Source organism: Pseudactinotalea suaedae (assembly GCF_009733815.1).
In the GTDB taxonomy this organism is placed as follows: domain Bacteria; phylum Actinomycetota; class Actinomycetes; order Actinomycetales; family Beutenbergiaceae; genus Pseudactinotalea; species Pseudactinotalea suaedae.
This window is the reverse complement of the sequence record NZ_WNXY01000009.1, coordinates 205,869-225,008: the sequence shown is the minus strand read 5'-3', so window position 1 is coordinate 225,008 and position 19,140 is coordinate 205,869. Positions and strand designations below refer to the sequence as shown.

Annotated in this window: 23 protein-coding genes and 1 pseudogene; 4 read left to right on the top strand and 20 right to left on the bottom strand. The window is 72.2% G+C overall.

From position 1 onward, the window contains the following. Positions 1 to 49: 49 nt before the first annotated feature. From GPA04_RS15890 to GPA04_RS15850, 9 genes are all read right to left on the bottom strand, one after another. Complete coding sequence (locus GPA04_RS15890) at positions 50 to 1,168, bottom strand: glucuronyl esterase domain-containing protein (protein ID WP_156225168.1); 1,119 nt, start codon at positions 1,166 to 1,168, stop codon at positions 50 to 52. A 77-nt stretch (positions 1,169 to 1,245) separates the two neighbouring features. Further along, positions 1,246 to 1,518, bottom strand: coding sequence for a hypothetical protein (locus tag GPA04_RS15885; protein ID WP_156225167.1), 273 nt, complete (start codon positions 1,516 to 1,518; stop codon positions 1,246 to 1,248). Positions 1,519 to 1,641: 123 nt separating this feature from the next. After that, on the bottom strand, positions 1,642 to 2,676 hold the full coding sequence (locus tag GPA04_RS15880; protein ID WP_156225166.1) for a hypothetical protein: 1,035 nt from the start codon (positions 2,674 to 2,676) through the stop codon (positions 1,642 to 1,644). A gap of 164 nt (positions 2,677 to 2,840) precedes the next feature. After that, positions 2,841 to 3,122, bottom strand: coding sequence for a hypothetical protein (locus tag GPA04_RS15875; RefSeq protein WP_156225165.1), 282 nt, complete (start codon positions 3,120 to 3,122; stop codon positions 2,841 to 2,843). Positions 3,123 to 3,263: 141 nt separating this feature from the next. Beyond that, positions 3,264 to 4,124 carry a hypothetical protein gene (locus GPA04_RS15870; RefSeq protein ID WP_241680845.1) on the bottom strand — a complete coding sequence of 287 codons (861 nt, stop codon included), beginning with the start codon at positions 4,122 to 4,124 and terminating at the stop codon, positions 3,264 to 3,266. Positions 4,125 to 4,259: 135 nt separating this feature from the next. Beyond that, positions 4,260 to 4,721, bottom strand: coding sequence for an HNH endonuclease (locus GPA04_RS15865; protein ID WP_156225252.1), 462 nt, complete (start codon positions 4,719 to 4,721; stop codon positions 4,260 to 4,262). Positions 4,722 to 5,059: 338 nt separating this feature from the next. After that, positions 5,060 to 5,962, bottom strand: a complete 903-nt coding sequence (locus tag GPA04_RS15860; RefSeq protein WP_156225164.1) for a hypothetical protein — start codon at positions 5,960 to 5,962, stop codon at positions 5,060 to 5,062. Between the two features lie 91 nt (positions 5,963 to 6,053). Then, on the bottom strand, positions 6,054 to 6,515 hold the full coding sequence (locus GPA04_RS15855) for a hypothetical protein (RefSeq protein ID WP_156225163.1): 462 nt from the start codon (positions 6,513 to 6,515) through the stop codon (positions 6,054 to 6,056). A gap of 92 nt (positions 6,516 to 6,607) precedes the next feature. Further along, positions 6,608 to 7,168: a DNA-3-methyladenine glycosylase I gene (locus tag GPA04_RS15850; protein ID WP_156225162.1), complete on the bottom strand. Its 561-nt coding sequence runs from the start codon at positions 7,166 to 7,168 to the stop codon at positions 6,608 to 6,610. A gap of 60 nt (positions 7,169 to 7,228) precedes the next feature. Here GPA04_RS15850 and GPA04_RS15845 point away from each other — a divergent pair, with 60 nt between their 5' ends. After that, complete coding sequence (locus tag GPA04_RS15845) at positions 7,229 to 7,786, top strand: nitroreductase family protein (RefSeq protein WP_156225161.1); 558 nt, start codon at positions 7,229 to 7,231, stop codon at positions 7,784 to 7,786. Positions 7,787 to 7,815: 29 nt separating this feature from the next. On the opposite strand, the gene GPA04_RS15840 is transcribed toward GPA04_RS15845, so the two are convergent. After that, positions 7,816 to 9,072, bottom strand: a complete 1,257-nt coding sequence (locus GPA04_RS15840; protein WP_156225160.1) for an MFS transporter — start codon at positions 9,070 to 9,072, stop codon at positions 7,816 to 7,818. 25 nt (positions 9,073 to 9,097) lie between these two features. Between GPA04_RS15840 and GPA04_RS15835 the strand changes: the two genes are divergently transcribed. After that, a complete protein-coding gene (locus GPA04_RS15835) occupies positions 9,098 to 9,664 on the top strand; it encodes a winged helix-turn-helix domain-containing protein (protein WP_162458636.1) in 567 nt (188 codons plus the stop codon). Here GPA04_RS15835 and GPA04_RS15830 read toward each other — a convergent pair. From GPA04_RS15830 to GPA04_RS15810, 5 genes are all read right to left on the bottom strand, one after another. Next, a complete protein-coding gene (locus GPA04_RS15830; protein WP_156225158.1) occupies positions 9,661 to 10,551 on the bottom strand; it encodes a 3-methyladenine DNA glycosylase in 891 nt (296 codons plus the stop codon). The genes GPA04_RS15835 and GPA04_RS15830 overlap by 4 nt on opposite strands. A gap of 211 nt (positions 10,552 to 10,762) precedes the next feature. Beyond that, positions 10,763 to 11,230 carry a MarR family winged helix-turn-helix transcriptional regulator gene (locus tag GPA04_RS15825; RefSeq protein ID WP_241680844.1) on the bottom strand — a complete coding sequence of 156 codons (468 nt, stop codon included), beginning with the start codon at positions 11,228 to 11,230 and terminating at the stop codon, positions 10,763 to 10,765. Continuing rightward, positions 11,227 to 11,832, bottom strand: coding sequence for a CE1759 family FMN reductase (locus GPA04_RS15820; RefSeq protein WP_156225157.1), 606 nt, complete (start codon positions 11,830 to 11,832; stop codon positions 11,227 to 11,229). Before GPA04_RS15820 ends, GPA04_RS15825 begins: the two co-directional genes overlap by 4 nt. After that, on the bottom strand, positions 11,829 to 12,983 hold the full coding sequence (locus tag GPA04_RS15815; RefSeq protein ID WP_156225250.1) for a CE1758 family FMN-dependent luciferase-like monooxygenase: 1,155 nt from the start codon (positions 12,981 to 12,983) through the stop codon (positions 11,829 to 11,831). The genes GPA04_RS15820 and GPA04_RS15815 overlap by 4 nt, the downstream gene beginning before the upstream one ends. Positions 12,984 to 13,084: 101 nt before the next feature. Then, complete coding sequence (locus tag GPA04_RS15810; protein ID WP_156225156.1) at positions 13,085 to 13,666, bottom strand: TetR/AcrR family transcriptional regulator; 582 nt, start codon at positions 13,664 to 13,666, stop codon at positions 13,085 to 13,087. A gap of 82 nt (positions 13,667 to 13,748) precedes the next feature. On the opposite strand from GPA04_RS15810, the gene GPA04_RS15805 reads away from it, so the two are divergent. Both GPA04_RS15805 and GPA04_RS15800 read left to right on the top strand, forming a co-directional pair. Further along, positions 13,749 to 14,915 (top strand): MFS transporter, encoded by a 1,167-nt coding sequence (locus tag GPA04_RS15805; RefSeq protein WP_156225155.1) that lies wholly within the window; start codon positions 13,749 to 13,751, stop codon positions 14,913 to 14,915. A 9-nt stretch (positions 14,916 to 14,924) separates the two neighbouring features. Further along, positions 14,925 to 15,713: a deoxyribonuclease IV gene (locus GPA04_RS15800; RefSeq protein ID WP_156225154.1), complete on the top strand. Its 789-nt coding sequence runs from the start codon at positions 14,925 to 14,927 to the stop codon at positions 15,711 to 15,713. Between the two features lie 16 nt (positions 15,714 to 15,729). On the opposite strand, the gene GPA04_RS21165 is transcribed toward GPA04_RS15800, so the two are convergent. The 5 genes and pseudogenes from GPA04_RS21165 to GPA04_RS15780 form a co-directional block, all read right to left on the bottom strand. After that, positions 15,730 to 16,191, bottom strand: a complete 462-nt coding sequence (locus tag GPA04_RS21165) for a DUF8817 family protein (protein WP_194238965.1) — start codon at positions 16,189 to 16,191, stop codon at positions 15,730 to 15,732. A 112-nt stretch (positions 16,192 to 16,303) separates the two neighbouring features. After that, a pseudogene (locus GPA04_RS21625) lies at positions 16,304 to 16,435 on the bottom strand (DUF8817 family protein); the annotation flags it as partial. 114 nt (positions 16,436 to 16,549) lie between these two features. After that, positions 16,550 to 17,887 carry an ABC transporter substrate-binding protein gene (locus GPA04_RS15790; protein WP_156225153.1) on the bottom strand — a complete coding sequence of 446 codons (1,338 nt, stop codon included), beginning with the start codon at positions 17,885 to 17,887 and terminating at the stop codon, positions 16,550 to 16,552. 117 nt (positions 17,888 to 18,004) lie between these two features. Then, positions 18,005 to 18,493, bottom strand: a complete 489-nt coding sequence (locus tag GPA04_RS15785; protein WP_156225152.1) for a pyridoxamine 5'-phosphate oxidase family protein — start codon at positions 18,491 to 18,493, stop codon at positions 18,005 to 18,007. A gap of 28 nt (positions 18,494 to 18,521) precedes the next feature. Then, positions 18,522 to 19,103: a Dps family protein gene (locus GPA04_RS15780; RefSeq protein WP_156225151.1), complete on the bottom strand. Its 582-nt coding sequence runs from the start codon at positions 19,101 to 19,103 to the stop codon at positions 18,522 to 18,524. Positions 19,104 to 19,140: the final 37 nt, after the last annotated feature.

Sequence of the window (19,140 nt, the reverse complement as noted above, 5' to 3'; positions counted from 1 at the left end):
GCCAGCGCCGGAGGGGTGGAAACTTCCGCCGCGCGGCGACGCGAGGGGGTCAGCGGTCGGGTGCGGCCGTCACGTGGTGGCGCAGGAAGGTCAGCACGTGCTCCCAGTCCTCGGGACCGAGCGCGTGGCCGCCGGGTCGCAGGTGATAGCCGACCCGGGCTGATCCCAGCGCCTGGTGGACCTCGAGCGCCGCGGCAGTGGCGAGGTACTCGCCGACAGGGTCGGCCCACTCGTCCTCGGCTGCGCTCGCGACGTAGAGGGCGCGTGGCGCGATGCTCGCCAGCAGCTGGTGCTGGTCGACCGGAAGCGCGTGCTCGCGACCGGCGTAGCCGGCGAACGCGGGCGTGAACCAGTGCGGGAAGCTCGTGGTGATCGCCGCGACGCGCTCGCCCACCGGCCGTCGTGACAGCGACGCCCCGCCGCAGCCCGAGTTGTTGGACACGACGGCGGCGAACCCCTCGTCCTGCGCGCCCGCCCAGAGGGCAGCCTTGCCCAGACGCGAGTGCCCGATCGCCACCATCTGGTCCGCGCGCACGTCGTCCCGCTCGGCCAGCACCCGCCGCACGCACGAGAGCCCCCACGCCCACGCGCCCAGCGCGCCCCAGGGGTGGTCGTGCTGGGGCTGTGTCAGCCCGAGCAGGCCCTCGGTGACGTGGTCGGGGTCGTCCGGCGCGATGTCGCCCGCGTACACGGTCGCCATCCCGAAGCCCTGGCGCAGCAGGGTGTCGAGCGGCCAGCCCTCCGCGAGGAAGCCGCGCGCGGTCTCGCTCGCGCGGTGACCGTCGCTGGGGACCATGCGCGCCGGCACCCACCCGGCGGGGAGCGCGACGTCGGCGTCGGGCGTCACGGTGTGGTTGCCGAAGAAGTTGAGCGCCACCAGCACCGGTGAGGGCCCGGCGACCGGCAGCACGAGGAGCACGTCCACGACCACGCTCGCCACGCCGTCGGAGATGGTGATCTGCAGCTGCCGGCGGATCCCCGAGCCGCCGTCGACCTCGACCGCGGCGCCCACCTCGCCAGTCGTCACCGTCCAGTCGACCGCGGGGGTGCGGCCGTAGACGTGGTCGGAGAACAGCTCGAGCCACTGCTCCCGGCGGGCGGACCAGTCCGCGGGCGTGACGCCGTCGACCGACGGGAGGTCCAGGGTGACGTCGCTGTCCGGAGCCATGCCCGCACCGTAGCGGGAGCTGGCGCGGCGATGGCCCGGCCCCAGGGCAGAGGGGCCGGGCCACCGTGGGGGCAGCGTCAGCTGGAGGCGTCCTCCTGCGACTGCGCCTGGGCGAAGATCTGCTGGCTGTTCTCACGGAGCGCCTGCACGACCGAGGTCAGCGCCGGCACGTACTGGCCGGACCAGTCGCCCTTGAACCGCGTCGCGTCGGGGCCGTACCAGGGTGTTCCCTCCAGCATCCCGGTGAGCCGCGTGGTGAGCGTCTCGATCTCGGTGGCGTCGGAGTCCATGCGCGTCGCGAGGTCGCGGCCGGCCTGGATGTCCATCCCGTAGACGTTGGCAGTGGTCATGATGTGTTCCTCTCGATGAGCGCTGCGAGCAGCGCGGGTGTGGGTGTGGCTGGGATCGTGTGCCTGACGGCGACCGTCCGGGTGTGGGCGGGTCCGTCCTGTCAGCTCTGGGTCAGGACAGGGCTAGAGCGCGTCGTCGGCCTCCTCCTGGTCGTCGCCGTCGTGAAGGCCCTTGGCGCGCAGCGCCGCGAGTGCAGCGCCGCCGACGCCCGCGAGGCCGATCGGTGCTGCGGCGAGGGCTGCCGACGCGCCGCCGCCGGTCGCCGGGGCAGCCACGTCGAGTGAAGCCGTGCCGGTCCCGGTCGCGGTGCTCCCGAGGACCGCGCGCGAGGCGAGCGGCGAGCTCTGCACCGCCGGATCGAGTGTGGGCGTTCCGGTCGTGCCGTCGCCGCCGTTCGATCCGCCGGCCCCGCTCGAGCCGCTGCCGATCGATCCGGTCGACGGGCCGCCTGTCGAGCCGGAGCCACCCGCGCCCGGGTTGGACGAGCCGGAGCCGGCCGGCCCGCTGCCACCGATCGAGGTGCCGCCGCCGATGCCGAGGTCCGCCGCGGGTGTGACCGGCGCGGCGGTGTGTCCGCCGGACCCCGTTCCCAGCCCACCGGTCGAACCGGCCGCAGCGATCGTCGCCGGGGCGGTCAGGGTGGCGGGGGTGACGGTGCCGCTGACGGTCGTGCGGGTCCAGAGCTCGCCGTCGGAGCTGATCCCGGTGGTCGTCGTGATCGAGCCGCCGCCCCTGACGTTGCCGGCGCCAGCGCCGCCGTCGGTGCGCCCGATCGGGGCGGCCGGGGCCACCGAGGTGCCGCCGCCTGTCTGGGCGCCGGTGCCGGGAGCGGTCTGCTGGATCGCGGGCTGCGGGCTGGCCAGCATCGGCGGGTTCACGCCGGTGGCGACCGGTGCCGGCGGCGGGTTCCACGCGGTGGCGGGGATGCGCACCGGCGGGGCGTCCTCCGAGGCTCCCTTCTGCTTGCTCGAGGCGAGCTGAAGGAGTCCGCCGAAGATGCGCAGACACTTCGCGATGTACTTCACCCACGGGATCACGACGGCCTTCAAGTAGGCCGCGAGCGCCGCGGCGAAGCCCGTCCAGCTCATGGCCTCAAGAGCCGCGACCAGGATCTCGAGGGTCCTCGCGACCGTATCGGCGAAGTCCGCACTCTCCATGCAGCGGTTCGCTGTGCGGTCGAGGCCATCGACGTCTGCTCCTTGGAATGACACCTGCTCCACCTCCTTCTGAATCGTTCGGGTGATGTCGTGCGGTCGACGCTAGGGAGATCGGTCCGTGCGATCCAGCGACGCTGGGGTGGAAACTTCCGCCCCGCGCGCTGCTACGCGGAGGCCTGGTCCTGCAGGTCGGCGCGCCGCTTCATCTCGGCTGCGTTGCCGCGCAGCGTCTCGGCTGCTTCCTGCATCTGCGGCTTCATCGAGCCGTCCCAGTCCGACTTGAAGCGTTGCGCGCCGGGGCCCAGCCACAGCACCGACTCCATCAGTGCGCCGATGTCGTTGACCATGGCGCCGAGGTTCTCGGCATTGGCATCCATCTGCTGGGCCTGGCTGCGGGTCTCGGTGGTGTCGAGGCCGTAGAAGGTGCTGCGGTCGTAGCTGGTCATCGTCGTCTCCCTCGTGTCGGTGCGATGACGGCGACGCTAGGCACCCGATGTCGGCCCGCACCACCGCGCGAGGGGTGGAAATTTCCGCTCCGCGGGCAGCGCGGAGAGCCCGAGCCGGTGTGGTTCGGGGACCTGCATCGGTCAGGCTGTCGGTGCGGCGCCCGGGTTGAGGCCTGCGCCGCGGGCCTGCGCGTCGATGACGGCGCCCAGGTCGTCGGTCGTCACCAGTGCGGTCTCGGCCGCCCGGCGGCCGACGGCGAACCGGACGTTCTGCACGCGTCCTTGCGTCACGGTGAAGGGGTCGTCGGCCGGTCCGAAGGCCAGCCGGGCGATCGAACGGATCGCGTCGTCGACACGCTGCGCGCGCTCGAGGTTCCAGGCGTGACCTCGCCACGCCAGCACACGCTCGTAGATCTCGCGGTTGGACGGCGGTCGCGGGTATGTGTCGGCGCCCGTCAGCCAGGGCTCGGCGAGCGCGAGGGCGACGTACCACTCACGTGACCACCGCTCCAAGTGCGGTGCGTCAGCGGTGGGGGCGCCGTCGGGGTCGCCTTCAGGGACGTACGGCACGTCGGTGGCAGCACCGTCGCCTTCACGTACCTCGGTGATGTCAAGGACGAGCACCAGGTCGGTGAAGCCCTTGGCGTCCTCACGGCCGCGGAGCAGCAGCAGGTGGTTCTCGCCCTCGTCGAGGAGGGCGGCCATACCGGTGCTGAGCGCCACCCGGCGTGCTCCGCCAGGGGCGTCGAAGAGGCTGGACAGCTGGGCCCCGGTGGAGCCGTGCCAGCGCAGCCGCGCGACCTCCTCGCCGACCGCCAGCTCGCCGACGACGCGCGAGACGTGGGCGGCCGCGCGAGGCAGTGCGAGAGCGGTGGTGCGGAGCTGGGCGTCGACGTCCTCCTCGGGCAGGGCCACGTCGGGCGCCCGGCCGAACATGAGGGCCTCGCCGCTGCCGAGCACCACGGTGGGGACACCACGGCCACGCAGCGTCACTCTCAGCACCGGTAGCCCCCTTCGTCGACGCTCTCGCAGGCTAGCGGACCCGGGCCGCCCGGCCGGGGACAGGACTGCCCACCGCCTCGACCGTGCCGGCATCCACGTCCTGGAAGTGCAACGGCCCGACGTCGATGACGACGGTCAGGCGGCGGCGTGACGCTTGCGCACCGAGGCCTGGGCACCTGGCTGGACGGGATCCCACATCAAGCGCATCCCTGCCTGCTCCGGCGTGCGGCCACCCTTGCGCTCGTTGCAGGTCCGGCACGCGGCCACGGAGTTCTGCCACGTCGACGGGCCGTTCTGGCACCGCGGGACCACGTGGTCGATCGTGGTCGCCGAGCGCCCGCAGTAGGCGCAGGTGTGGCGGTCGCGCTGCAGCACGGCCTTGAACGAGTAGGTGGCCGGCACCGTGCGCTCGTAGCGCCACCGCGCGTAGACGTACCGCACCAGCTCGACCGAGACCGGCCGCTCGTACGGTCCGAACACCTCGCCGTCAGAGGCGTCCAGCACCCGTGCGACCCCACGGTGCAGCATCGTGACGACGTGGCGCAGCGGCTTGACGTCGTGTACCTCGACGCCTCCGGCGTTGTAGATCAGGACCATCGCAGCCACGCTGCACCTCCTTCACGCTCGCTAACGGTATGACAGCACTCACACCTGCGCACGGACATCTGCCGCGCCCGGGCGCCTTCGTGATCGTCGACCAGGAACAGCGTCCCCGCCACCGGTTTTCGGTGAACACCCATGCGGGATGGGAGAAGTGGCGGATCGGGCCTGAGCGTGATCACTCCCGCACCGGCGTGTCCGCCGCAGCCCACACCACCGCCCATGCCCACGCCACGTCGACGACGAGATCGCACCTGCGGCTCGAGATCGCACCCCCGGAGGTGCGATCTCGCCCCAGAGGTGCGATCTCGTCGACAGGTGCTTCCGCGGAAGCGTCAGCGGCCGCCCGAGCTCCCGGCCTCGTCATCGGGAGCGCTCGAGGTACCGCCGCCGTCGGTGAGGACGTCCCACGCCGCCACGGCGAGGTTGCCGGGCACGATGAACATGCCGCCGGCGCCCAGGGTGTCGAAGGCCGCCTCGTTGCGGCGCTCGAAGGCGTCGCCGTAGCTGGTGCCCTGGATCCCCTCGTTGACCTGCGTGCCGATGAGCCACCCGGCACCCCAGGCCGCTCCGACTGCCGGCCCGCCGACCGCGCCGGCAGCGAGGCCGCCGATGCCGCTCGTGGCCTGCACCGCGTCGCCCTTGACCAGCCCTGCGCCCGCGTCGTACACGTTGAGGACGTTGCCCGCGTGCCCCGCGGCGCGGAGCGCGGCCCCGACCGCGGGCTTGCTCGCGCCGATCAGCGAGCTGACCAGGGCGTACTGGTCCTTCGTCATCGCCAGCGCGCCGCGCCCGCCTGCCGCCATGACCGCGGCGACCTGCGCCAGCTCCGGCCCCGTGGTGAGTGCGTCGGCGAGGGCGCGAGCGCGTTCCAGCAACGTTGCCCCCGTACGCGCGCCGGTTCCTGTCCCGCTCGGAGCGGGTGAACCCGAGGTAGGGGTGCCCGACGGCGCCGCGGCGCCGCTGGTCTGCTCGCTCACCTCCCGCTGCTGCCGCGCCTCCTCGAGCACGGCCCTCGCTGCCTCAGCGAGCGCCTTCGAGACGTTCCGGATCCGCGGCAGCTCCACGTTCTCCCAGTGCTGCCGGGCGCGCTCGGCGTCTGGCCCGGACCACCGCAGCGTCGTGAGCTCGCCGTGGGTGCGGATGCCCGCACCGAGCGTGTGCTCGGCGTGGTTGAGCATGTCCTCAGCAAGCCGCCGAAGGGCGTCGGTGTCGGCGCCGTGTGTCACTGCAGTCATGGCTGTCCTCCTGGTCGCTGCCGTCATCGTCGACGAGAGCGGGCCGGAAGGGCAGTGGTGCGGGGGTCGGAAACTTCCGGGTCGGAACCGCTCAGGAGAAGAAGGCAGCGATCGCCGCGATCACGAGGATGCCCACCACGATGCCGACAGCGATCGGCAACGTCTTGGCGAAGCCCCAGTCGGAGACCTTGACGCCGCTGGCGCGGAGCGTCTCCACCCACCACGCCTGCGGCGGCGCCCCGGTCATGGCGGTGCGGCGCGCGTAGGAGTCCGCGGACTCGTTCGGCTCGGGTGCGATCATGCTGCCCAGCAAGGACAGCCTGATCGTGGGGCCGGCCTGCGGCTTGAACACCATCATCGACTGGTTGACCGTGTGGTTCGCGACGTGCTGCAGACCCTGCGGAGGGGTGTCGAGCAGCACGACCGGCTGCTGTCCCGGCTCGACCTCGACGATGCGGATCCGACCATCCGGCGTCCACTCGAGGGTGGCGTTCTTGGTGTTGAAGACGGTCGCGCCCATCGTCTGGGCCGTCACACGGACCGGGGTGTTCATCGATGCTCCTGCTCTCGGGTGTGGCGTGGCTGGGTCAGTAGTAGCACGCGCGCCAGCACCCACCGCGCTGCGCGCAGGGGCAGAGGTGTCCGTCAGCGCGCGCTGATGCACCCCTGCACGTGGTCGTCGACGTAGCCGAGGGCCTGCATGGCCGCATATGCCGTGGTCGGCCCGACGAAGCGGAAGCCGCGCTTCTTCAGGTCCTTGGCGAGGGCGACCGACTCCGGTGTGCTCGCAGGCATCTGGTCCAGCCGCGCCAACCGCGCCGCCCGCGCAGGCGGCCGGTGCGCCTCGAACACCTCGGCGAGCCGCTCGCCCCGCGTGTGCATCTCGAGCAGCGCGCGGGCGTTGGCGATCGTCGCGTCGATCTTGGCCCGGTTGCGGACGATGCCGACATCGGCCATGAGGCGAGCGACGTCGTCGTCCCCGAAGGCCGCGACGGCCGCGGGGTCGAACCCGGCGAAGGCGGCCCGGAACCCCTCCCGCTTGCGCAGGATCGTGATCCAGGAGAGCCCCGACTGGAACGCCTCGAGGCTCATCCGCTCGAACAGCTCGTGCTCATCGGCACTGCTCGACGGCGGAACTCCCCACTCCTCGTCGTGGTACGCCTCGTAGAGGGGATCGCCGGTCCCGAAGCAGCGGAACGTCTCCATGCTCGAGATCGTAGGGCCGACCCCGGACAGCGCCGGGTTCGGCAGGGGCAGGATGGAGGCATGACCGACACCGAGTCCTTCCCGCCCGACGCCGCCCTCGCCGCACTGCGGAGCCTGCGGCAGTCCCGCAGGTTCCTGCCGGATCCGATCGCGCGCGAGGACCTGGAGCAGCTGCTCGAGGTCGCCCGCTGGACCGGCAGCGCCAAGAACACCCAGCCCTGGCACCTCGTGGTGGTCACCGACCGGGAGACCAACAGCGCGCTCGCCGGCATGGGTGCGTTCGCAGGGTTCCTCGCCGGGGTCGCGGCGTCGATCGTGGTGGCTGTGCGCGGTGACGGGCGGTCCGTCGCCTACGACGACGGCCGCCTCCAGGAACGTGTGATGCTCGCCGCGAGCCACCTGGGGATCGGGAGCGGGACCGCCTGGTTCAGCACACCCGAGAACCGGCAGCAGGTGCGCGATCTGCTCGGTATGCCCGCCGAGCTCGAGCCCTGGTCGGCGATCGGGCTGGGCTACACCGACACCTCGCAGAAGCAGGCATCGCCGCAGCTGTCCGGTCGCAAGCCGCTGGCGGAGATCGTCAGCTGGGGCCGGTACGGGGCCCAGCCCTCGGCCTGACCACCCGCAGCCGCGCCCCGCGGCGGCACTCACGCCGCCGCGGCGCTCGCGGCGGGAACCTCTTCCCGCCGCGCCGCGCGCAGGCTCGGCCAGCCGCACAGCAGGACCGCGGCCATCCCGAGCAGCCCGCCGCCGATGAAGACCGCGCGCGGCGATGCCAGTGTGCCGACGAGCCCGCCGAGCCCGAGGGCCAGCACCGAGCCGGTGCGGGCGATGCCGTTGAGAGCGGCGCCGACCGTGCCGCGCTGGGCATCGGGCGTCCGCGTCATCACGAGCGCGCCGTTGGCGGCGTTCCCGATCCCGGCCGCGGCGGCCACCACCACCATGAGGCCGAGATAGACCCAGAACGACGGCGCGCCGCCCGCCACGGCCAGGCCCGCGCAGGCCGCGGCGAAGCCTCCGATGACGGCTCTCACCCACGCCCGGTCGCCAGCCAGCCGCGCCGCCAGCGCGGCACCGAGCACACCGCCCGCGCCCGCCGCGAGCTCACCCAGGCCGTACTGCTCGGGACTGGCGCCGAGCGTGTCACGGGCGAGGAAGACCTCCACGGCGTTGACGCCCTCGACCATGACCACCATCGGGAGCAGCGCGAGGAACACCGGCCACACGACCCGGTCCGCCCGCAGCACCGCGACCCCGGCGAGGATCCCGGAGGAGGTGGGCACCGCCGTCGAGCCCGCGTTCGACCGCGCCTCAGCGCTGAGGTGGCGGCGGGTGCGGATGAGCTGCACCGCCAGCAGGAGCATCGCGAAGGTCGCGGCCGCGACCAGGAGCGCCGGGGCGGCGCCGACGCTCCCGTAGAGGACGCCGCCCACCGCAGCGCCGAGCGGTGCCGCGACAGCGCCGAGTCCCTGCTGCCAGGCGATCACGCTGCCGATGCCCTCCTGGCCGACGACGCGGGGGAGCAGCCCGCTCCACACCGGGCCGATCACGGCCTGCCCGAGCTCGAGCAGCACGACGCCGACCAGGGTGAGCACCGCCGTCGGGCTCCAGGCGAGAAAGACCAGGGCGAGCACCTGCAGGGCGATCCCGGTGGTGAGGAGGTGGCGGGAGTCGAGGGTGTCGGCGAGGCGGCCGGCGACCCCCATGGTGGCGATCGCCGGGAGCGCGAGGGCGATGAGCAGCGCGGCGACACCGAGGGTGCCGACGCCGCGGTCGTGTGCCTGGAGCAGCAGCGTCACCAGCGCCGTCGAGTGCCCGGCGAGGGAGAGGGTGCGGGCGGGGAGGATCAGCCGGACGTCGCGGTGCGACCAGACGCCTGCGTCGATCTGAAAGAAACGCTTCATAAACCTGAAAGGTATGCTTCATAACATGGTGCGTCAAGAGGCAGACCTTCCGAAGGCGTTCGTCATCGAGGGGCCGCAGGGCCTGAAGCTGCTCGCGCACGAGGCTCGGCAGCGCGTGATCTCCGTGGTCTACGAGGGGAACGAGCTGACCGCGACCGCGGCCGCCGAGCTCTGCGGCCTGACCCCCTCCGCCATGAGCTACCACCTGCGGATGCTCGAGAAGGCCGGGGTGCTGCTCGCGGCCGAGGGCAGCGACGGTCGGGAGCGCCGCTACCGGCGCGCCGCCCGTTCGTTCCAGGTGCGCGGCGGTGACCGAGGCAGCGGCGCAGGCGTGCCGCTGCGGTCGACGATCGGGATCTGGATCGACACGCTGACGCGCGCGATCGAGCGCTGGCTCGGAGCCGGCGCGCAGGGCACAGGGGCGATCCAGACCCAGGTGCTCCGGCTCACGGCCGAGCAGAGCGCGGAGCTGGTGGAGCGTATGAACGCCCTGTTCGAGGAGTACGACGAGGTGTCGGAGGCCAACGACCCCGACCTCGGCGAGTGGGAGACGTACTGGGCCCACCTGCCGCGGGTGCGCGAGTCGCGCTAGGCCGGTGTCGCGCTGCTGACGGTGACGCCAGCTCGTGGTCGGCACGCGAGCAGCGCGTCGCAGGCCTCGATGAGGCGGGTGCGCAGCGGGGCGCCCCGCTCGGCGAACTCGGCCTGAGCCGCCGCGTAGGTCCGCTTCCCCGCGGCGGTCTCGATCGGTACCGGGTCGAAGCCGAGGTCGGCGAGGTCGTAGGGAGCCGCGCGCATGTCGAGGACGCGGATGTCGCGGGCGAGCGCGAAGCAGTCGGCGATCAGGTCCGAGGAGATCAGCGGCGAGAGCCGGAACGCGTGCTTGTACAGATCCATGCCGGCGTGCAGGCAGCCGGGCTGCTCGAACGCGGGCCGGTCCTCGGAGCGCGGCCGGAGCGTGTTGCGGTCGCGGGCGGCGGGGGTGAAGAAGCGGTAGGCGTCGAAGTGGCTGCACGTGATGCGGTGCGACTCCACCACCTGGTCGGTGCCCTCGTGACCCAGTCGCAGCGGGTGCGGGTGTCGCGTGCCCTCCGACCGGTAGACCATCGCCCACTCGTGCATGCCGAAGCAGCCGGTGTTGGCCGGACGTGAGGCGGTGGCCACGAGCAGCGCGTGGGTCCCGGCGATCAGGTCCCCACGCTCGGCGAGCATCGTCTGCGAGACCCGGGCGACGCCGTCGACCATCTCGTAACCGCGACGCTCGGCGTACTCGGCGCCGCCTGCCAGCCCGACCCCGTAGCCCGGGTGCCACCGCCGCAGCTGGCTGGGCTTGTACGAGTAGTACGAGAACAGGAAGTCGTGGACCGGGTGCGGGACGCCGTCGCGGCGGCGAGCCAGGTGGTCGGCGACCAACGCGTCGACGCGCTCGGCGTGCGCGTCGGCGCGCTCACGCCAGGTCGGCTCGTCCAGCACGATCACGTCCACCAGTGTGCACCGTCGAGCCCGGTGGCTCCGGGCCTACCCCGTGGCGCCGTCGGTGATCCTGGGCCCACCCGCCGGCCTCCTGTGGGCCCGTACCCACCGCTCCCCGGGAGGGGTGGGCGCTCAGCCACCGCTGCCCCGGGACAGGTGTGCCCTCAGTCACCGCCCGCAGCGGGCGGGGTGGACGGAATCGTGGTGACAGCGGGGTTCAGGAGGTGAGGCGCGAACGGAGCGGGCCGAAGACCTCGAGCAGCATCTGCGCCTGCTCGTCGGTGAGGTGGTCGAGCAGCAGGTCGTTGACGTGCCGGGCGTGCAGCGGCCGAGCCCGTCGCAGGGCGCGGTGGCCCTCCGGGGTCAGCACGGCCTCGAACCCGCGGCGGTCCTCGGGGCACGGTCGCCGCTCCACCAGCCCGCGCCGCACGAGCTGGTCGATCCGGTACGTGAGCCGACCCGGTCCGAACGCGACTGCCTTGGCGAGCTCGCCGAGCCGCAACCGTTGACCGGGCGTCTCGCTCAGCACCAGCAGCAGGTTGAAGTCACCGAAGTCGAGACCGGACTCCGCCTTCATCAGCTTCTCGAGCTGCGTCGTCAGCAGGGCCGTGGTCTCGAAGTACGCCCGCCAGGCCTCCGCCTTGGTGACGTTCGACGCCAGCGACCGCTCCGCCGTCGTCGTCACGACCCACCCAGCATCGACTCGAAGCTGACGAAGTCGGGGCTGTCGGCGTCGAACGGGTCGCTGCGGGTCCGGCGGGGGAGCGCCACGAGCACGTCGGCCAGCTCGCGCCCGGCCTTCTCGATGCGGGCGTCCAGCCCCGGGCTGCCCCAGTCCTCGGCCGACGCGTAGACGGCGGTCGGCAGCGTGAGGGCCTTCAGGTAGGAGAGCAGCGGTCGCAGCGCGACGTCGAGCACCATCGAGTGGCGAGCGGTGCCGCCGGTCGCGGCGAGCAGCACCGGCATGCCGGCGAGCGAGCCGTCCTCGAGCACGTCGATGAAGGACTTGAACAGGCCCGAGTAGGACATCGTGAAGGTGGGGCTCACCACGATCAGGGCGTCGGCGTCCTGCACCTGCTGGCGTGCCGCCTCCAGCTCGGGTGAGGCCACGCGGGTGAGCAGGACGTCGACGACGTCGTGCGCGAGCGTGCGCACCTCGATCGTGGTGCTCTCGACGGCGGTGCCCTGGTTTTGGAGGGCCGTCCGGGTGGCCTTCTCGAGCCGGTCGGCGAGCAGCCGTGTCGACGACGGCTCGCTGAGCCCGGCCGCGATGATCGCGATCCTCATCGGCGGGCCTCCGGAGCGATCGCGGCTGCTGTGTCGACGTCGTCGCGCTCCTCGCGCTCGGACCCGGCGGCCTCGCCCGCACCAGCCGCCGCGAGCAACGAGGCGTGCGTGGGCGCGTCCGGGACTCCCGGTGCGCGGAGGCGGTCGAACTCCTGGCGGAGCACGGGGACCACCTCGGTGCCGAGGATCTCGATCTGCTCGAGCACCGCCTCCTGCGGCAGCCCGGCGTGGTCGATGAGGAAGAGCTGGCGCTGGTAGTCGCCCGCGTAGTCGCGGAAGCCCAGGGTGCGCTCGATGACCTCCTCGGGCGTGCCGACCGTCAGCGGCGTCATCTCCGAGAAGTCCTCCAGGCTCGGCCCGTGCCCGTAGACCGGTGCGACGTCGAAGTAGGGGCGGAACTCCTTCATCGCCTGGGCCTTGGTCGCGGCCATGTAGACCTGGCCGCCGAGGCCCACGATCGCCTGCTCCGGATCGCCGTGCCCGTGGTGGGCGAACCGCTGCCGGTAGAGCTTCACCATCTGCTCGGTGTGCTCCTTGTTCCAGAAGATGTTGTTGTGGAAGAAGCCGTCACCGTAGAACGCGGCCTGCTCCGCGATCTGCGGCGAGCGGATCGACCCGTGCCAGACGAACGGGGGGACGCCGTCGAGCGGGGCCGGGGTCGAGGTGTAGCCCTGCAGCGGGGTGCGGTGCTTGCCGGCCCAGTTGACCACCGGCTCGCGCCAGAGCTTGCGCAGCAACGCATAGTTCTCGACGGCGAGCTCGATGCCGTCGCGGATGTCCTTGCCGAACCAGGGGTAGACCGGGCCGGTGTTGCCGCGCCCGAGCGTGAGGTCAACGCGACCGCCGGAGACGTGCTGGAGCATCGCGAAGTCCTCGGCGATCTTCACCGGGTCGTTGGTGGTGATCAGCGTGGTCGTCGTGGTCAGCAGCAGCCGCTGGGTCTGGGCGGCGATCCAGCCGAGCATCGTGGTGGGGCTCGAGGGCACGAACGGCGGGTTGTGGTGCTCACCGGTGGCGAACACGTCGAGGCCCACCTCCTCGGCCTTGAGGGCGTAGGAGAGCATCGCCTGGATGCGCTCGCCCTCGGTGGGGGTGGTGCCGGTCGTGGGGTCGGGGGTCACGTCACCGACGGTGAAGATCCCGAACTGCATGCTGCTCATGTGTCCATCCTCTCACGGGTATTTCAAATCTGAACTACTCAACGTCCGTGAGGGTGATCTATTCCAGGAGCGCAGCGCTCCGCCCGGCGCGGTCAGGCGCGCACGTGGGCCTGGATCGCCGAGTGCGCCAGCCGGCGCCCGACGTCGATCGGTGCGTCCAGGTGGCCGCGCAGGAAGCCGGCCAGGGTTCCGTCGTAGGCCAGCAGGACCTGGTCGGCCAGGTCCTGCGCCCGCGCGCCGGCGAGGGGGCGTGAGAGGTGGAGGAGCCGCTCGGTCAGCAGCGCGGTGTCGGCGGCGAGCGCGTCCGCGATCTCCTCCGAGGCCTCCACCAGCTCGGTCGAGGTGGCGAGGAAGGCGCACCAGCGCGCCGGGGGGTGCTGGCTGCCGCGGTAGGACGCGAGGGCGTCGAACACCGCGAGCAGTCGGGACGTGTCGTCGGCCGCGGCGACCACGTGCTGGTCCCAGACGGTCCGCCAGTCCGCCAGCCGGATCCGCAGCGCCTCGGCGACCAGCGCGTCCTTGCTGGCGAAGTGCGCGTAGAGGGTGGCGGCGGAGACCTCCGCCTGGCGCAGCAGCTCGTCGACGGGCGTGGCGCGGATGCCGCGCTCGAACAGCACGCTGTCCGCTGCTCGGAGCAGACGGGCGCGCGCGGGCAGGCGATCGCTGGTGGCCACATCTCACCGTAACGTGCGTTCTGCTGAAAGGATCGTTCTGCTGTACTGTAACGAGCGTTCTGTCGGAGACGTGGGAGGCACGATGCGCGCTCTCGTGGCCAGCGGTCTGGCCCTGATCGCGGCGGCCTACGGGCTGGCGCGCTTCGGGTACGGCCTGTTCCTGCCGCAGTTCACCGAGGCCTTCGACCTCGGCTCGACGATCGCCGGCGCCATCCAGGCCGGCAGCTTTCTCTCCTACTGCCTCGCAGCCGTGGTCGCCTCGCGGATGGCGGCCCACCCGCGCGCGCTGGTGGTGTCGGCCGGGACGACGGCGGCGCTCGGCTCCGCCGGGGTGGCACTGGCACCGACCGCCGTGGTGTTCGCGGTGAGCGTGGTGGTGGCCGGGGCCGGCGCCGGGTTCGCCACCCCGGGCCTGGTCAGGCTGATCGAGCGCAACGTGGCCCGCGCCCGTCAGGAGGTCGCGCAGACGATCGTCAACGCCGGTACCGGGGCCGGCATCGTGGCCGCCGGCGTCCTCATGTTCCTCACCATCGGGCGATGGCGGCTGGGTTGGGCTGCCATAGCGGTCGTCGCGGCGCTCGCGACCGTCGCCACCCTCCGCTCCGACCGAGCCGCACGCTCCGGGCACGAGGTCGACGACTCTCGCCGGCTGACGGTCGCAGACCTGGCCCCACTGGTGCGGCCGCTCGCCGCCGCCGCGCTGGCCGGTGCCTCGAGCGCCGCCATCTGGACCTTCGGCCGCTCGGTCCTGGCGGCCTCCCGCCCGGGGGAGGAGGCCTACTCCATCGTGGCCTGGATGGTTCTGGGCGCCTTCGGCCTGCTGGGAGCCACCGCCGGGACGATCGTCCAGACCTGGAGCCTCCGGACCGGCTGGACCCTGACGGCGGTGCTCATGGCCGTCGCGACCGTGATGCTGGGCCTGGCGCCGCAGGCGTCCCTCGCCGCCTACGCCGCCGTCGCGCTGTTCGGTGCGAGCTACACCGCCCTGTCCGGGGTCCTCATCGTGTGGGCGGTGCGGCTCCTGCCCGACCGTGCCGCCGAGGGCACCGTCGCGCTGTTCATCGCGCTGGCGGTCGGTCAGGCGATCGGCTCGGTGGCCCTGGGAGCGGTGCTGGGGGCCGCGGCACCGGCACTGGCCTTCGCTCTCGCCGGCGCCGCCGGGATCGCCGCACTGCTTCCCGTGCTGGGTCCTGCTCCCGGCCGGTCGCCCGCCGCCGGTGGCCCCGCGCATGTCACCGAGGGGTCGTAGCCTGACCTCATGCGGATCGGATCACACGTAGACGCCGAGGACCCCATCGCCGGAGCGAAGGCGCGCGGCGCCGACGTGGCGCAGATCTTCCTGGGTGCTCCCCAGGCGTGGAAGGACCCGGAGGTGCTCTACCCCGGCGGCGCGCAGGCGCTGCGGGAGGCGGCGGCAGCGGCGGACCTGCCGCTGGTGGTGCACGCCCCGTACCGGATCAACGTGGCCAGCACCAACAACCGGATCCGGATCCCGAGCCGCACGCTGCTGCAGAAGCAGGTCGACGCGGCCGCCGAGATCGGTGCGATCGGGATCGTGGTGCACGGCGGGCACGTGGGCGCCGACGACGACCTGGAGGTCGGCTTCGACAACTGGCGCAAGTGCCTGGAGAAGCTCGAGCGGCCCACCACGGTGCTGATCGAGAACACCGCAGGCGGCGATGGTGCGATGGCACGCGGCGTCGATCGGATCGCCGCGCTGTGGGAGGCCGTGCGGGCGGCGGGTGCCGAGGACGTCGGGTTCTGCCTCGACACGTGCCACGCCTGGGCGAGCGGTGAGCCGCTGGCCGGCCTGGTCGGGCGGATCACCGCCGTCACGGGCCGCGTCGACCTCGTGCACGTCAACGACAGCCGCGACGAGTTCGGGTCCAGCGCCGACCGCCACGCCAACCTCGGCCAGGGGCACATCCCCGAGGAGGACCTGCTGGCCGTGCTCCGGGATGCGAACGTGCCCGCCGTCGTCGAGACCCCGGGCGCCCAGACCGAGCAGGGCATCGACATCGCCTGGCTGCACGAGCGCCTCGGCTGAGCCCAGCGCGCGGCCGTCAGGACTCGGCGACGACCGCTGCCGCCTCGCCGCGCGCCGCCGCGAGCGTCGCCAGCCCGCCGTCGTCCAGACCGTCGCTCGGGAGGGCGTCGAGCGCTTCCCGTGCCTGCGCCGCTGCAGCCCGGTCACCGCACCGCACATGGAGCTCGACCAGGTAGGCCAGCGCCCGTGCTCGTTCCGGGACCTGCGCCTGCTCGCCGCTGCGGCGGAGCGCGCCCGCCAGCAGCTTGCGCCCCTGCTCGGCGTCGCCGTGCGAGTCGGCGATCACGACGGCGTTCTCCACCGCGCGACCGAGCGGCCCCGATGCTGCCGAGGTCCAGGTGGTCGTGTCGCGAGGCCCGGGGGTCAGGTCGTCGGACGCGCCGGGCGCCCGCGAGACCCGGATCCAGTTGCCTGCCGGGTCGATGAGGCTGAAACCGCTCAGCCCACCGTTGTTGGCACGCGCCCGCGGGCGCGTCATCCGGGGCACGCCCGTGATCGGGAGCCGCCCGAACAGCTCCCGGAGCCCCCGCACTGAACGCCTCGTGCACCGGCTGCGTGTCGGAGACCGCCACCACGCAGGTCGAGTGGCTGAGCTCGGGGTCCCAGTCCGGCATGCCGTAGTACTGCAGCGCGATGCCGCCACGCTGGAGCGCGACGACCGGGTTGGGCCGCAGCTGCCGGTAGGTCGTCCGCAGCCCCAGCGCCGCCCAGAACCGCGCCATCTCGTCCACGTCGCCGCACGGCAGCAGCGGCACCATCACGGCACCGGCAGCGACGCCGTCGAGCTCGCCATCCGTCACCTGGCGAGACTAGACCCGGCGCGGCGACGAGGTGCGCTATTGCGCGATCGCCTCGTTGGCGGCGTCCTGTGCCTCCTGCAGCGCCTGCTCGACCGGGATCAGACCGGCGAACATGTCGGGGAAGTAGCCGTTGATCGCCTCGGCGCCCGCGTTGGCGTTCGGGCCCAGCGGCGCGGGGGTGGTCTGACCGGCTGCCTGCTCGACGAACGCCGAGGTGTCCACACCCTGCTCGGTCCAGTAGTCGGTGAACGCCTGCTGGGCGTCGACGGCGGCCGGGAACGCCGAGCCGTCGGCGGCGAGGTAGCCCTGACCCTCGGCCGAGCCGATCCAGGCCAGGACCTCGGCGACGGCCTCCGGGTGCTCGGTGTCGGCGTTGCCGAGCGCAGCGACCGAGTGGACCACGCTGATGCGACCCTCCGGGCCGGCGACCATCGGGGCGATGCCCCACTCGAAGCTGTCGCCGATGTCCGCCAGCTGCGGCAGTCGGTACTGGCCCGACTGGAACAGCGCGAGCTTGCCCTGCACGAACAGATCCTTGGTCAGGTCTCCGTTGGCGTTGGTGTCGGCCGCGGGCGGCGCCACGTGGTGGGTGTTGATCAGGTCCACGAGGTACTGGAACGCCGCCACGCCCTCGGGGCTGTTGAACGCGTACTGGTCGCCATCCTGGTACTGCGCGCCGTTCTGGGCGAGGAAGTCGATGTAGATGGCCTGCAGGTCGTTCTGGGCGTTGAACCCGTAGACGTCCACGCTGTCGGGGTCGAAGCCCTCCTCGGCGGAGGTCACCCCGGCGGAGTCGGTGGTGAGCTGCTGCAGCGCCGGCAGCAACGTGTCCTCCTCGGGGTTCGGGCTCCACGCGAGCTCGTTCGGATCGATGCCGGCGGCGTCGAGGATCGTCTTGTTGTAGAACAGCGCGATCGAGTCCGTCAGCTGCGGCACCCCCCACAACGTGCCCTCGCGGGTGTAGAGGTCGGCCGACCCCGCGCTCCACTCGTCGTGGTCCTCACCCAGCACCTCGGTGATGTCGATGAGGTTGCCGTTGTCGGCGTAGACGCCGTAGTTCGAGGTGTTGGTCCAGAAGATGTCAGCCATCTCACCGGCCTGGATGTCCAGCGGCAGCTGCTCCCAGTAGTTCGCCCAGGGCACCTCCTCGATCTCGACCCGGATCTCGGGGTGCTGCTCGCTGAACGCCGCGAACGAGGACTTGTAGGAGGCCGCCGCGGCCTCGTCCCAGAGCCGGAACGTCACGGTGGTGACCTCGCCGTCGGACCCGCCGGCGTCGTCGTCGCCCCCGGATCCCGGCGAGCAGGCGGCCACGGCGAGCAGTGCGCTCGCGGCGACGAACGACACCAGACGGCGGGGGGCGCGTGCGGTCATGTTGAGTCCCTTGTTCACGGTGGTGGGACTCACGGTATCCGCAGCTGAGCCCGTACGCGCTGCGGCGCCCGGCCTGCGTCCGCATCGTGACCGGCGCCGGGACGCACCGGCCCGAGGTCAGCTCGAGCCGGGCTCCGGGAGGTCGACCGCGTCGTTCTCGCCGATGTCTGGTCGGTCGCCCGTGATCTTGGACTGGACGAACGCCACGGCGGCAGCGACGGCGCCGCCAGGCGTGTTCCAGTACTCCGCGCTGGTGCCCCGCACGTGCAGCAGGGCCAGGTCGGTGGACTCGCGGCCCTCGGGGAACCAGGCCTCGGCGGCGCGGTCCCAGAGCTCGTCGATCTTGGCCTCGTCACGCACCACCGCCGCCGTGCCCGACAACGACACCCAGGAGGAGCCGTCGTCGAACGAGACGTTGACGTGCGGCGCGGACGCGATCTGCTTCGCCTGCTCGCTCTCGGTGGAGACGAAGCACCACACGTCCCCGGTCTCGGTGATCTGCTGGGGCGTCATGGGGCGCGAGCGGAGCTCGTCACCATCCCGCGTGGTCAGCATGCAGAAGCGCGCGGCGCGCATCAGCTTCAGCACCTTCTCGATGTCGCTCATGTCTGCTCCTCCTCCGGCGATCGCGCGATCAGTCCTTGCCGAGCTCCTCGTCCGCCGCGGCGGCCGCTTCCTTCTCGGAATCGGCGCCGGCGTTGGCGAGCTGGCCACCGCTGTTCTCCAGGTGCGCGCGCACGAACCACTGGAACAGCTCCAGCTGCCGCACCTGACCGACGACCATGTCCTCGGTGATGGGGTCGAGCTCGCCGACCTCCTCCTGGACCGTGCGCATGTCGGTGATGACACCCGTGTACACGAGGTCCAGAGCCGCCAGGTGCTCGAAGGTGCTCGCGCGCCCGATCGAGTAGTCGTCCCACGTGCGGGCCGCGACCAGGGCGCCGGGGGTGCCGTTGGGCGAGACCCCCATCGTGGCCATCCGCTCGGCGGTCTCGTCGACCATCTCGCGCACGGCGTCGATCTGCGGATCGAGCATCTCGTGGACCCCGATGAAGCCGGGGCCGACGACGTTCCAGTGCGCGTGCTTGAGCGTCAGCTGGAGGTCGTTGAGCGCGTGGAGCCGCAGCTGGAGCAGCTCGGCCACGTGGTGGCCATCCTCGATCGAGAGGCCAGGAACGGTGAACGAGGCGTCGGGGCTATCGCTGTGGTGTGTCATTCGCTCAGCCTGCCACGGACCCCCGACCCGGGGTGAA

Excerpts from the sequence above, each read along its gene's own strand:
- GPA04_RS15890 (WP_156225168.1), bottom strand. The coding sequence starts at position 1,168 with ATGGCTCCGGACAGCGACGTCACCCTGGACCTCCCGTCGGTCGACGGC.
- GPA04_RS15885 (WP_156225167.1), bottom strand. The coding sequence starts at position 1,518 with ATGACCACTGCCAACGTCTACGGGATGGACATCCAGGCCGGCCGCGAC.
- GPA04_RS15880 (WP_156225166.1), bottom strand. The coding sequence starts at position 2,676 with ATGGAGAGTGCGGACTTCGCCGATACGGTCGCGAGGACCCTCGAGATC.
- GPA04_RS15875 (WP_156225165.1), bottom strand. The coding sequence starts at position 3,122 with ATGACCAGCTACGACCGCAGCACCTTCTACGGCCTCGACACCACCGAG.
- GPA04_RS15865 (WP_156225252.1), bottom strand. The coding sequence starts at position 4,721 with ATGGTCCTGATCTACAACGCCGGAGGCGTCGAGGTACACGACGTCAAG.
- GPA04_RS15860 (WP_156225164.1), bottom strand. The coding sequence starts at position 5,962 with ATGACTGCAGTGACACACGGCGCCGACACCGACGCCCTTCGGCGGCTT.
- GPA04_RS15855 (WP_156225163.1), bottom strand. The coding sequence starts at position 6,515 with ATGAACACCCCGGTCCGTGTGACGGCCCAGACGATGGGCGCGACCGTC.
- GPA04_RS15850 (WP_156225162.1), bottom strand. The coding sequence starts at position 7,168 with ATGGAGACGTTCCGCTGCTTCGGGACCGGCGATCCCCTCTACGAGGCG.
- GPA04_RS15845 (WP_156225161.1), top strand. The coding sequence starts at position 7,229 with ATGACCGACACCGAGTCCTTCCCGCCCGACGCCGCCCTCGCCGCACTG.
- GPA04_RS15840 (WP_156225160.1), bottom strand. The coding sequence starts at position 9,072 with ATGAAGCGTTTCTTTCAGATCGACGCAGGCGTCTGGTCGCACCGCGAC.
- GPA04_RS15835 (WP_162458636.1), top strand. The coding sequence starts at position 9,098 with ATGGTGCGTCAAGAGGCAGACCTTCCGAAGGCGTTCGTCATCGAGGGG.
- GPA04_RS15820 (WP_156225157.1), bottom strand. The coding sequence starts at position 11,832 with ATGAGGATCGCGATCATCGCGGCCGGGCTCAGCGAGCCGTCGTCGACA.
- GPA04_RS15815 (WP_156225250.1), bottom strand. The coding sequence starts at position 12,983 with ATGCAGTTCGGGATCTTCACCGTCGGTGACGTGACCCCCGACCCCACG.
- GPA04_RS15805 (WP_156225155.1), top strand. The coding sequence starts at position 13,749 with ATGCGCGCTCTCGTGGCCAGCGGTCTGGCCCTGATCGCGGCGGCCTAC.
- GPA04_RS15800 (WP_156225154.1), top strand. The coding sequence starts at position 14,925 with ATGCGGATCGGATCACACGTAGACGCCGAGGACCCCATCGCCGGAGCG.
- GPA04_RS21165 (WP_194238965.1), bottom strand. The coding sequence starts at position 16,191 with ATGACGCGCCCGCGGGCGCGTGCCAACAACGGTGGGCTGAGCGGTTTC.
- GPA04_RS15790 (WP_156225153.1), bottom strand. The coding sequence starts at position 17,887 with ATGACCGCACGCGCCCCCCGCCGTCTGGTGTCGTTCGTCGCCGCGAGC.
- GPA04_RS15785 (WP_156225152.1), bottom strand. The coding sequence starts at position 18,493 with ATGAGCGACATCGAGAAGGTGCTGAAGCTGATGCGCGCCGCGCGCTTC.
- GPA04_RS15780 (WP_156225151.1), bottom strand. The coding sequence starts at position 19,103 with ATGACACACCACAGCGATAGCCCCGACGCCTCGTTCACCGTTCCTGGC.